Origin of the sequence: Kribbella sp. NPDC003505 (genome assembly GCF_040610875.1) — a bacterium.
GTDB lineage: Bacteria > Actinomycetota > Actinomycetes > Propionibacteriales > Kribbellaceae > Kribbella.
Window position 1 is genome coordinate 90,587 of record NZ_JBEXNA010000005.1, and the last position, 11,311, is coordinate 101,897.

13 protein-coding genes are annotated in these 11,311 nt (G+C 69.1%); 5 read left to right on the forward strand and 8 right to left on the reverse strand.

Going from position 1 to position 11,311, the window contains the following annotated elements; all coding sequences use genetic code 11:
• The 7 genes from nuoE to ABZX12_RS18295 form a co-directional block, all read right to left on the reverse strand.
• Nucleotides 1-828 carry an NADH-quinone oxidoreductase subunit NuoE gene (gene nuoE / locus ABZX12_RS18265; RefSeq protein WP_355694465.1) on the reverse strand — a complete coding sequence of 276 codons (828 nt, stop codon included), beginning with the start codon at nucleotides 826-828 and terminating at the stop codon, nucleotides 1-3.
• Nucleotides 829-2,166: an NADH-quinone oxidoreductase subunit D gene (locus ABZX12_RS18270; RefSeq protein ID WP_355694466.1), complete on the reverse strand. Its 1,338-nt coding sequence runs from the start codon at nucleotides 2,164-2,166 to the stop codon at nucleotides 829-831. It lies immediately after the preceding gene.
• Nucleotides 2,166-2,873, reverse strand: coding sequence for an NADH-quinone oxidoreductase subunit C (locus tag ABZX12_RS18275; RefSeq protein WP_355694468.1), 708 nt, complete (start codon nucleotides 2,871-2,873; stop codon nucleotides 2,166-2,168). Before ABZX12_RS18275 ends, ABZX12_RS18270 begins: the two co-directional genes overlap by 1 nt.
• Nucleotides 2,870-3,424, reverse strand: coding sequence for an NADH-quinone oxidoreductase subunit B (locus ABZX12_RS18280; protein WP_131286677.1), 555 nt, complete (start codon nucleotides 3,422-3,424; stop codon nucleotides 2,870-2,872). The genes ABZX12_RS18275 and ABZX12_RS18280 overlap by 4 nt, the downstream gene beginning before the upstream one ends.
• A gap of 1 nt (nucleotide 3,425) precedes the next feature.
• Nucleotides 3,426-3,785 carry an NADH-quinone oxidoreductase subunit A gene (locus ABZX12_RS18285; RefSeq protein WP_355694469.1) on the reverse strand — a complete coding sequence of 120 codons (360 nt, stop codon included), beginning with the start codon at nucleotides 3,783-3,785 and terminating at the stop codon, nucleotides 3,426-3,428.
• Nucleotides 3,786-3,893: 108 nt separating this feature from the next.
• Nucleotides 3,894-5,207, reverse strand: coding sequence for a geranylgeranyl reductase family protein (locus ABZX12_RS18290; protein WP_355694471.1), 1,314 nt, complete (start codon nucleotides 5,205-5,207; stop codon nucleotides 3,894-3,896).
• 153 nt (nucleotides 5,208-5,360) lie between these two features.
• Entirely contained in the window at nucleotides 5,361-6,059 is a 699-nt protein-coding gene (locus tag ABZX12_RS18295; RefSeq protein WP_355694473.1) for a demethylmenaquinone methyltransferase, read from the reverse strand.
• Nucleotides 6,060-6,118: 59 nt separating this feature from the next.
• Between ABZX12_RS18295 and ABZX12_RS18300 the strand changes: the two genes are divergently transcribed.
• Both ABZX12_RS18300 and ABZX12_RS18305 read left to right on the forward strand, forming a co-directional pair.
• The gene (locus ABZX12_RS18300; protein ID WP_355694474.1) at nucleotides 6,119-7,399 is read left to right on the forward strand and encodes an isochorismate synthase; all 1,281 of its coding nucleotides are present in this window, start codon (nucleotides 6,119-6,121) and stop codon (nucleotides 7,397-7,399) included.
• Nucleotides 7,400-7,401: 2 nt separating this feature from the next.
• Nucleotides 7,402-8,016: an MBL fold metallo-hydrolase gene (locus ABZX12_RS18305; protein ID WP_355694475.1), complete on the forward strand. Its 615-nt coding sequence runs from the start codon at nucleotides 7,402-7,404 to the stop codon at nucleotides 8,014-8,016.
• Here ABZX12_RS18305 and ABZX12_RS18310 read toward each other — a convergent pair.
• Entirely contained in the window at nucleotides 8,009-8,833 is an 825-nt protein-coding gene (locus ABZX12_RS18310; RefSeq protein WP_355694477.1) for a GNAT family N-acetyltransferase, read from the reverse strand. The two genes, ABZX12_RS18305 and ABZX12_RS18310, sit on opposite strands and share 8 nt — an antisense overlap.
• A gap of 56 nt (nucleotides 8,834-8,889) precedes the next feature.
• Here ABZX12_RS18310 and ABZX12_RS18315 point away from each other — a divergent pair, with 56 nt between their 5' ends.
• The 3 genes from ABZX12_RS18315 to ABZX12_RS18325 are packed head-to-tail and all read left to right on the forward strand — an operon-like array spanning nucleotide 8,890 to nucleotide 11,311.
• Nucleotides 8,890-9,531 (forward strand): PadR family transcriptional regulator, encoded by a 642-nt coding sequence (locus ABZX12_RS18315; protein WP_355694479.1) that lies wholly within the window; start codon nucleotides 8,890-8,892, stop codon nucleotides 9,529-9,531.
• A 32-nt stretch (nucleotides 9,532-9,563) separates the two neighbouring features.
• Nucleotides 9,564-10,550 (forward strand): ATP-binding cassette domain-containing protein, encoded by a 987-nt coding sequence (locus ABZX12_RS18320; RefSeq protein WP_355694481.1) that lies wholly within the window; start codon nucleotides 9,564-9,566, stop codon nucleotides 10,548-10,550.
• Complete coding sequence (locus ABZX12_RS18325; RefSeq protein ID WP_355694483.1) at nucleotides 10,547-11,311, forward strand: ABC transporter permease; 765 nt, start codon at nucleotides 10,547-10,549, stop codon at nucleotides 11,309-11,311. The genes ABZX12_RS18320 and ABZX12_RS18325 overlap by 4 nt, the downstream gene beginning before the upstream one ends.

Here is an 11,311-nt window from a genome sequence, read left to right on the forward strand (position 1 = left end):
TCAGTCCTCCTTCCGGGAGTCGTCACCGTCGACTGCCTGCGATTCCTTGCCCGGCTGGTCGGACGGCCGCGGACCGGCCGCCGCCTCCGGCGACACCGTGGTCTCGGCCGCGCGGCCGGAGCCGCCGCCGTTGCCGCCCGGCGCCGACCAGTTGCGCTCGCGGGCCAGGCGGAGGCCGGCCAGCGAGGCCTTGCCGCCGGTCGGGCCCTCGTCGGCGCGGCCGTCCGGGAACCCGGCCAGCACCCGCTCCGCCTCGCGCCAGGTGCAGATCGTCGCACCGCGCGGCGACTTCACCTCGTTGCCCTCGCGCAGGTCGTCGACCAGCTGGGTCGCGGACTCCGGCGTCATGTCGTCGAAGAACTCCCAGTTGACCATCATCACCGGCGCGTAGTCACAGGCGGCGTTGCACTCGAGGTGCTCGAGGGTGATCTTGCCGTCCTCGGTGGTCTCGTCGTTGCCGACGTCCAGGTGCTGCTTGAGCCGGTCGAAGATCAGGTCGCCGCCCATCACCGCGCACAGCGTGTTGGTGCAGACGCCGACGTGGTAGTCGCCGACCGGGCGGCGCTTGTACATCGTGTAGAAGGTGGCCACCGCCGACACCTCGGCGCCGGTCAACCCGAGCACGTCGGCGCAGGCCTCGATGCCCTCCGGGGTGACCCGGCCCTCGACCGACTGCACCAGGTGCAGCATCGGCAGCAGCGCGGACCGGGCGACCGGATACCGGGCCGCGATCTCGCGCATCTCGGCGAGCGTGGCATCGGTGATCTTCGAGTCGCCGGTGCTGTAGGGCACCGTCTTGTCGGTAGAAGTTGTGTGGTTCTCGGCCATTTAGCGGTCCACTCCACCCATCACCGGGTCAAGGCTGGCGACGGCGACGATCACGTCGGCGACCTGGCCGCCCTCGCACATGATCGGCATCGCCTGCAGGTTTGCGAAGGACGGGTCACGGAAGTGCACCCGGAACGGCTTCGTGCCGCCGTCGGAGACGACGTGCGCGCCCATCTCGCCGCGCGGCGACTCGATCGGCACGTAGGCCTGGCCGGCCGGCACCCGGAAGCCCTCGGTGACCAGCTTGAAGTGATGGATCAGCGCTTCCATCGACTCGCCCATGATGTGCTTGATGTGGTCGAGCGAGTTGCCCATCCCGTCGGCGCCGACCGCCAGCTGGCTCGGCCAGGCGATCTTCTTGTCGGCGACCATCACCGGCTTGCCGTCCATCTTCTCCAGCCGGTCGGCGCACTGCTCGACGATCTTCAGCGACTCGTGCATCTCCTGCAGCCGCACCCGGAACCGCCCGTAGGAGTCCGAGGAGTCCCAGGTCGGTACGTCGAAGTCGTACGTCTCGTAGCCGCAGTAGGGCTGGCTCTTGCGCAGGTCCATCGCGTAGCCGGTGGAGCGCACCGTCGGGCCCGAGATGCCGAGCGCCATGCAGCCGGCCAGGTCCAGGTAGCCGACATTCTGCAGCCGGGCCTTGAAGATCGGGTTGGCGTTGCAGAGCTCGGCGTACTCCTTGAGGTGCCGGTTCATCCACGTGATGTACTCGCGGATCTTGTCCAGCGCACCCGGCGGCAGATCCTGCGCGACACCGCCCGGGCGGATGAACGCGTGGTTCATCCGCAGGCCGGTGATCAGCTCGAACAGGTCCAGGGTCTTCTCGCGCTCGCGGAAGCCGATCGTCATCACGGTCAGCGCGCCGATCTCCATACCGCCGGTGGCGATGCAGACCAGGTGGCTGCTGATCCGGTTGAGCTCCATCAGGAGCACCCGCATCACGTTGGCCTTCTCCGGGATCTGGTCCTCGATCCCGAGCAGCCGCTCGACCGCCAGGCAGTACGCCGCCTCGTTGAAGAACGGCGACAGGTAGTCCATCCGGGTGCAGAACGTGACGCCCTGCGTCCAGGAGCGGAACTCCATGTTCTTCTCGATGCCGGTGTGCAGGTAGCCGATGCCGCAGCGGGCCTCGGTCACGTTCTCACCGTCGAGCTCGAGGATCAGCCGGAGCACGCCGTGCGTGGACGGGTGCTGCGGACCCATGTTGACGACGACGCGCTCTTCCGGCTCCTCGCCGAGACCGGAGACGACCGAGTCCCAGTCCTGGCCGGTGACGGTGAAGACCTTGCCCTCGGTGGTGTCCCGGGTGGTCGCGTAGGGGTCTGTAGTGGTCATCAGTTGTACGACCTCCGCGTGTCGGGCGGTGGGATGACAGCGCCCTTGTACTCGACGTCGATACCGCCGAGCGGGTAGTCCTTGCGCTGCGGGTGACCCGGCCAGTCGTCCGGCATCTGGATCCGGGTCAACGCCGGGTGTCCGTCGAAGACGATGCCGAAGAAGTCCCAGGTCTCCCGCTCGTGCCAGTCGTTGGCCGGGTAGACCGCGACGATCGACGGGATGTGCGGGTCGCTGTCGGGCGCCGCCACCTCCAGCCGGATCCGGCGGTTGTGGGTGATCGACATGAAGTGGTAGACCGCGTGCAGTTCGCGGCCGGTCTCGTGCGGGTAGTGCACACCGCTGACACCGGAGCAGAACTCGAACCGCAGCGCCTCGTCGTCGCGCAGGTGCTGACACACCTCGACGATGTGCTCGCGCTTGACGTGCAGCGTCAGCTCGCCGCGGTCGACGACGACCTTCTCGATCGCGCCGTCGGCGACCAGGTCCTCGAGGCGGTCCACCGCACCGTCGAACCAGGAGCCGTACGGCCGCGGGGTGCTGCCCGGCAGCGCGACCTGGCGGCGCAGGCCGCCGAAGCCGGAGGTGTCGCCGGTGCCGCGGACGCCGAACATGCCCTCGCGCTGGTCGATCACCTCGGCGCCCGGGGTCTGAGCGTCCCCGGCCGCGGACGTCGCCGGAAGGTTCTCAGGTTGGGAGTCACTCACCGGAGCAGACCCTTCATCTCGATCGTCGGGGCGGCGGTCAGGGCCGCGGCCTCCTGCTCGGTCTGCAGCGCCTTCTTGTGCGCGCCGAGCTTCATGTGCTGGATCTGGTCGTGGATCTTCAGGAACGCGTCCAGCAGCATCTCCGGCCGCGGCGGGCAGCCGGGCAGGTACATGTCGACCGGTACGACGTGGTCCACGCCCTGGACGATCGCGTAGTTGTTGAACATGCCGCCCGACGACGCGCAGACGCCCATCGCCAGCACCCACTTCGGGCCGGGCATCTGGTCGTAGATCTGGCGCAGCACCGGGGCCATCTTCTGGCTCACCCGGCCGGCCACGATCATCAGGTCGGCCTGCCGCGGCGAGGCCCGGAAGACCTCCATGCCGAACCGCGCGGCGTCGTACCGCGGGGCGCCGGTGGTCATCATCTCGATGGCGCAGCAGGCCAGCCCGAAGGTTGCCGGCCACAACGAGGCCTTGCGCATGTAGCCGAGCAGTCCTTCGACGGTGCTCAGCAGCACGCCGGCCGGAAGCTGTTCCTCAAGACCCATGTCAGTCCCACTCCAGTCCGCCGCGGCGCCACACGTAGGTGTACGCGATGAAGACGGTGACGATGAAGATGACCATCTCGACCAGCCCGAACAGCGCCATCTGGTCGAAAGCGACCGCCCACGGGTAGAGGAAGATGATCTCGATGTCGAACACGATGAACAGCATCGCGGTGATGTAGTACTTCACCGGGAAGCGGCCGCCGCCGACCGGCTGCGGGGTCGGCTCGATGCCGCACTCGTACGAGTCCAGCCTGGCCCGGTTGTAGCGCTTCGGGCCGACCAGCGCGCTGACGGCGATACTGCCCGCGACGAAGAGCGCCGCGAGCACACCTAGAGCGAGAATCGGTGTGTAGGGGTGCATCGCTGCGTGCTCCCTCCTTCAGCCGGTTGGTTCTGTCTATCGGGTCAGCCCTGTACCAGGACTGTGTTATCAGTTGCGTTGTGGCTCAGCTCACCCGCCCCGCCGTTTTCAGGCCGCGGGAGCGAGCTTCGTGAGGCCGTTGATGATCTTGTCCATCACGTCGCCGTCGCGCGGGTCGGTGAGGTTGGCCAGCAACTTCAGGGTGAACTTCATCAGGGTGGTGCGCGGCAGACCGTACTTGGTGCACAGCCGCATCACCTCCGGATTTCCGATCAGCTTCACGAAGATCCGGCCGAGCGTGTAGTAGCCGCCGTACTCCTGCTTGAGCGCCTTCGGGTACGCCGACAGCGCGCGCTCGCGCTGGTTCGGCTGCCGGCGCAGGGCCTGGGCGGCGACCTCGGCGGCGAACGCCCCGGACTCCATCGCGTACGGGATGCCCTCGCCGTTGAACGGGTTGACCATGCCGCCGGCGTCGCCGAGCAGCATCAGGCCGCGGGTGTAGTGCGGCTGCCGGTTGAAGCCCATCGGCAGCGCGGCCCCGCGGATCGGGAGGGTCTGGAACTCGTCGGTGAACTGCCACTCCGGCGGCGTGTTCCGCAGCCACGCCTTCAGCAGGTCGGCGTAGTCGACCTTGCCGAACGCGTCGGAGGTGTTCAGGATGCCGAGCCCGACGTTGACCGTGCCGTCGCCCATCCCGAAGATCCAGCCGTACCCGGGCAGGAGCACCTTGCCGCCCGGCTGCTTCGGGTCGTCGGCCCACAACTCCAGCCAGGACTCGAGGTAGTCGTCGTTGGTCCGCGGGCTGGTGAAGTAGGTCCGGACCGCGACGCCCATCGGGCGGTCGTCGCGCTTGTGCAGGCCCATCGCGATGCTCAGCCGGGACGAGTTGCCGTCGGCCGCCATCACCAGTGGCGCCCGGAACTCGAGGTCGTCGCCGGCCCGCCGGCCGTTGTCGTCGACCGGCTTCGCGGTGACACCGACGATGTGGCCGCGGTCGTCCAGGATCGGCCCGCTGACGTTGGTCCGCTCGCGCAGCCGCGCCCCGGCCTTGACGGCCTGCCGGGCGAGCATGTCGTCGAAGTCCATCCGGTTGCGGGTCAGGCCGTAGTTCGGGTGGCTGGCCAGATCCGGCCAGTCGAGCTGCAGCTGGTGCCCGGCACCCTGGATCCGCAGGCCGTAGTTGCGGATCCAGCCGGCCTCTTCGGAGATGTCGATGCCCATGTTGATGAGCTGCTTGGTGCCGCGCGGCGTGAGCCCGTCACCGCAGACCTTCTCGCGCGGGAAGGCGGTCTTCTCCAGCAGCAGGACGTCCAGTCCGGCGTTCGCCAGGTGGTACGCCGCAGCCGATCCGGCGGGTCCGGCACCGACGACGATCACATCGGCGGTCTCCGCCTGCTGCCCGCTCGGCACGCTCTGGCTCATCTCTTCCCGGCCTGGATGTTGGGGGCGTTGTGCGCTCGTGAAGGCATTCACGAACCCTCTTCACTCGACAGTCTAGGACTGCCTGACGCGGACACGAAACTCGCCCCGACCCCCTTGCGGACAAGCGATTTTCGCATAACTTCCGTTGCGTAATTAACTGGGCTTGACCCCGCGGTGGATCGCCACCAGGCCGCCGGTCAGGTTCCGCCACTGCACCCGGATCCAGCCGGCGTCCTCGATCGCGCGGGCCAGCGGCTCCTGCGGCAGCCACGCCCGGGTCGACTCCGCGAGGTACTCGTACGCCTCGGGGTTGGTCGACACCACCTTCGCGACCGCCGGCACCGCCCGCATCATGTACTCCAGGTACACCACCCGGAACGGCTTCCAGGTCGGGTGCGACTGCTCGAGGACGACGAGCCGCCCGCCCGGCCGGGTGACCCGCAGCATCTCCCGCAGCGCGGCCGCCACGTCGTTCACGTTCCGCAGCGCCCAGGAGATCGTCACCACGTCGAACGTGTCGTCGGCGAACGGCAGCCGGAGCGCGTCGCCCGCGACCAGGTCCAGCTCGGGATGCCGGCGCTTGCCGACCCGGAGCATGCCGACCGAGAAGTCGCAGGACACCACCTCGGCGCCGGCCGCACGCAGGTTGATGCTCGACGCACCGGTCCCGGCCGCCAGGTCGAGGATCTTCATCCCCTTCCGCGGCGCGATCTCCTTGAGGGTCTCCGGTCGCCAGTAGTACTTCTCCAGCCCCATCGTCGCGACCGCGTTGGTCCGGTCGTACCCCTCGGCCACGTTGTCGAACATGGCCGCGACGGCCTGCGGGTCCTTGGTCAGATCTGCGCGGGTCACCTGTCTAGTTCATCACGCGAGGGGTGGGCGGACGGACAGGAGGCATACGCTTGCATCTCGTGAGTGCATCTCCAGGTAGCCGTGCGGCCCTCGCGACCCGAGGCCCCGCACCGCAGTTGGTGGTTCGCAGTCAGCCGGTGGACGGGGTGTCGGCGCACCTGATCGACCATCTGCCGGCCGAGGGCGGACTCGCGTGGGTACGGCGGGGCGACGGCCACGTCGGCTGGGGCGTCGCCGCCCGGCTGGACGTTGCTGGTAGCAACCGCTTCCAGCAGGCCGTGACCTGGTGGCGGGAGCTGACCGGCGCCGCGGTGGTCCGCGACGAGATCGGCGTACCGGGCTCCGGGCTGGTCTGCTTCGGGTCCTTCGGGTTCACCGACTCCGACCCGAGCGAGCTGGTGGTGCCCGAGGTGATCGTCGGCCGGCGCGGCGACACCACCTGGGTGACCACGATCTCGCCGGCCAGTTCGCTGGCCGCGCCGCCGGAGCTGGTCCGGCACGAGCCGTCGCCGGTGTACGGCGTGACGTTCGCGGACGGGGCCCGGACCGGTACCGACTGGTCGACGATCGTCGCCGACGCGGTCCGGCGGATCACCGCCGGCGAGCTCGACAAGGTGGTGCTGGCCCGCGACCTGATCGCGATCGCCGAGCAGCCGATCGACCAGCGCTGGCCGCTGCACCGGCTCGCCACGGCGTACCCGAACTGCTGGACGTTCTCCGTCGACGGCCTGATCGGCGCCACGCCCGAGTTGCTGGTCCGCCGGGAGAAGGGCCTGATCACGTCCCGCGTGCTGGCCGGGACCATCCGCCGCACCGGTGACGACGCGCACGACCTGGCGCTGGCCGCGTCGCTGGCCCGGTCGTCGAAGGACCTCGAGGAGCACGAGTTCGCGGTCCGGTCGGTGGCCGAGGCGCTCGAGCCGCACTGCACGTCGATGAACGTGCCGGAAACCCCCTTCGTGCTGCACCTGCCGAATGTGATGCACCTGGCCACCGACGTCGCCGGGGTCGCGAACAACGGCGCCTCCGCCCTCGGCCTCGCCGCCGCACTGCACCCGTCCGCGGCCGTCTGCGGTACGCCGACGCCGGTCGCGCGGGACCTGATCGGTGAGATCGAGGGCATGCAGCGCGGCCGGTTCAGCGGACCGGTCGGCTGGATGGACTCCGCGGGCGACGGCGAGTGGTGCATCGCGCTGCGCTGCGGCCAGGCCGACTCCGACGACCCGCGCCGGATGCGCCTGTTCGCCGGCGCCGGCATCGTCGCGGGGTCCGACCCGGACGCCGAACTGGCCGAGACGAACGCCAAGCTGGTGCCGATGAGAGACGCGTTGGGAGACTGAGGGTGAAGCTGACGAAGTTCGCACATGCCTGTGTCCGGCTGGAGAAGGACGGCAAGGTGCTGCTGATCGATCCCGGAACGTTCAGCGAGGACGCCGCGTTCGAGACCGCGGACGCCGTGCTGATCACGCACGAGCACCCGGACCACGTCGACGTCGAGCGGCTGCGTGGGCTGCAGGCGCCGATCTTCACCACCGCCGGTGTCGCGGGCCAACTGGGCGACGAGCGGGTCACGGTGGTGTCGGACGGTCAGTCCTTCGACGCGGCCGGGTTCGTGGTCCGTGCCTACGGCAAGGACCACGCGGTGATCCTGCCGGAGCTCGGCGTACCGTGCGAGAACATCGGGTACCTGGTCGACGACGCGGTCTATCACCCCGGTGACTCGTTCACCCGGCCGGACCGCGAGGTGCACACCAACCTGGTGCCGATCTCCGGCCCGTGGTTCGCACTGCCGGCGGCGGTCGAGTACGCACGCTCGGTCAAGGCGGAGCAGACCGTCGGCATTCACAACGCCCTGCTGAGCGACATCGGCCTCGGCATGATGAAGCGCTGGATCGGCGAGGCCGGCGGCCGCCCGTACCACGGCCTGGCCCCCGGCCAGTCGCTCGAGCTCAGCTGAGCTCGGCCTCGACGAAGTCGGCCACCGGGCGGTAGCCCGCCTGGTGGTAGATCTTGTTCGAGGTCGGGTTGGCGAGGTCGGTGAACAGGCACGCCTGGTTGCCGTCGGCAAGGATCAGCGCGGTCACGTGACTGGTCAGCGCGCCGGCGTACCCGTGCCTGCGCCGTTCCGGAGGCGTGTAGACCGGGCCGACCCGGCTGACACCGAACACCGGCCGGTGGAAACCGACCATGCTGACCGGCTCGCCGTCGACCTCCCAGATCCACAGGGTCCGGTGCTCGAGGTGCCCTTCGGCCCATTCGCGGTAACCGATGCGCAACTCCTCGGCGAACCCGTCCTTGCCCCACCCGGCGACCAGGTCGACCTCGTCCGCGGTCATCAGCCGCGGGCCACCGGCGTCGGCCGCGGTCGGGGTGAGCTCCATCAGTTTGTGCAGCCGGGTGCCGCGCACGACGTCCATCCGGCCGCCGCGATGCTCGCGCCACCGCTCGCCGAACGCGGTCACGACGGGCCGGTCTCCCGCGACGCCGGGGACCTCCTGCGGCAGTACGCCGGCGAACGCGTCGGCGACGGATACGGCGAGGTCTTCGCGCAGCGCGCCCAGGTACACGTAACGTCCTGGGGTCCGCATCGCGACACCGACCACGTCCGGGTCGTGCACCGAGACGTAGAACGCCGGCTCGGTGTCGCGCATCCGGCCCGTCACCCGCTCGTGGACGACGGTCATGACCAGGTTGTGCAGCACCGGATCCTGTTGCAGGAAAGGGAATGCGGTCTGCTCGAAGGCACGCGGATCACTCGTCACCCGGACGTCCATGTCCTGGAGCGTACGCCTGCGGCGCCCGGCCGGTCCTGCGGATTTACACTGCGGGCATGTCCACCACGCGGTTGTTGCTGCTCGGCGTCGTGCGGATCTTCCAGCCGGCGTACGGGTACCAGCTGCGGCGCGAGCTGATGACGTGGCAGGTGGAGAACTGGGCGAATATCAACCCCGGCTCGATCTACACCGGCCTTCGGACCCTGGCCAAGCACGGGTACCTGCAGGAGCTGGAGCAGGACGGTGCGCACCGGCCCGGGCGTACGTCGTACAAGCTGACCGCGGACGGCGAGACGGAGTACTTCTCGCTGTTGCGCGGCATGCTGTGGACCGTGGACGGGTTCCATCCCGACAAGATGCAGGCCACGATCAGCTTCCTGTGGTCGCTGCGCCGCGACGAGGTGATCGCGGCACTCGAGGCGCGGATCACCCAGATCGAGTCCTGGCTCAAGTCGGAGCCTTTCGCCGAGCGCCAGATCCAGGAAGACCCCGGGACGCCGAACCACGTGGTCGAGATGTTCCGGATCACCAAGGCCCGCGACGCGGGCGAACTGCGCTGGACCCGCGAGTTCCTCGACCGGATCCGCGGCGGCGCCTACGCCTTCGCCGGCGAGCCCGCCGACTGGGAGCCGTACCCGGGCATGGTGACCCACTGGGGCAAGATCCCGGACGCCCCCGATCGCGATAATCAAGATTGACTAGTCAAAGTTGATTAGTCACACTGGCCCGCATGATGATCGAAGCGCGCGGGCTGGTGCGGACGTTCAAGACGAAGAGAGGCCCTGTACAGGCGGTGCAGGGGGTTGATCTCGAGGTGGCCGACGGGGAGATCGTCGGGTTCCTGGGGCCGAACGGGGCCGGCAAGACCACGACGATGCGGATGCTGGCGACCCTGATCACGCCGACGGCGGGGACCGCGACGGTGGCCGGTTGCGACCTGGCGAAGGACCCGGTCGGGGTCCGGCGCGGGATCGGGTACGTGCCGCAGAGCGGGTCGACGCTGCCCGAGGCGATCGCCGGCGACGAGGTCGTCGACCACGCCCGGCTGTACGGCGTACCGAAGGCGAAGGCGGCCGCGGACGGGCAGCGGCTGTTCGAGGAGCTCGACCTGCCCGGCCTCTGGCGCCGGCAGTGCAAGACGCTGTCCGGCGGTCAGCGTCGGCGCCTGGACATCGTGATGGGCCTGATCCACGACCCGAAGCTGATCTTCCTCGACGAGCCGACCACCGGCCTCGACCCGCAGGCGCGGGCCAACCTGTGGGAGCACATCCGCGGCCTCCGCGACCGGGGCGCGACGATCTTCCTGACCACCCACTACCTGGACGAGGCGGACGCGCTCTGCGACCGGATCCTGGTCATCGACCACGGCCGGATCGTCGCCTCCGGAACGCCGGAAACCCTCAAGGAGCAGGTGTCCGGGGACGCCGTCCGGCTGCGTCTCGCGGACGGTGCACAGGCGCCCGCGGTGATGAAGATCGTCCGCGAGCTCGACGGCGCCGGCGAGGTCGAGGCGGCGGACGACGTGGTCGGTTTCCGGATCCCGCGCGGCGGTTCGGTGCTGCCCGGCCTGCTGCGCTCGATCGATGCCCAGGGCATCGAGTTGCACGGTGTCGAGGTGCATCGGCCGACCCTCGACGACGTGTTCCTGACCATGACCGGCCGTTCCCTCCGCGACGAGGACACGGCCCCCGAAGCTGACGAGGAGACCGCGGCATGACCGTCCTGCGTGAGACCTGGATCGTCTTCCACCGCGCGATGCGGCTGTCGCTGCGAAACCCGATGTGGTCGATCCTGATGCTCAGCCAGCCGTTGATGTACCTGTTCCTGTTCGGCCCGCTGCTCAAGCCGATCACCGCCCAGATCAGCCAGGGCGCGACCACGAACGCCTACCAGGTGTTCATTCCCGGCCTGATCGTGCAGCTCGGCATGTTCGGCGCGATGTTCGTCGGCTTCGGCCTGATCGCGGAGTACCGGGCCGGTGTCATCGAGGCCGACCGCGTCACCCCGGCCTCCCGGATCGCGCTGATGGCAGGACGGGTACTGCGTGACGTCGTCGTCCTAGTGGTGCAGTCGATCCTCCTGCTGCTCGCCGCGCTCCCCCTCGGTCTGCGGGCCCCGTGGAGCGGCGTACTGCTGTCGCTGGTGATCGTCGCGCTGCTCGGCGCCACTTTCGCCTCGCTGTCGTACTCGGTCGCGCTCATCACCAAGAGCGAGGACGCACTGGCGCCGCTGCTCAACGGCATCGCCATGCCGCTGCTGCTGCTGTCCGGCATCCTGCTACCGATGCAGATCGGCCCGGCCTGGCTGCAACACCTGTCCGACATCAGCCCGCTGAAGCACGTGGTGAACGGCGTCCGCGCACTGTTCCGCGGCGACATCGGCAGCTCGTCCTCGCTCTGGGGCCTGTTCTGGGTGGTCCTGCTGACAGTCATCGGACTCGCTGTCGGCGCAAGAACGTTCCGCAAGGAATCCGCTTGA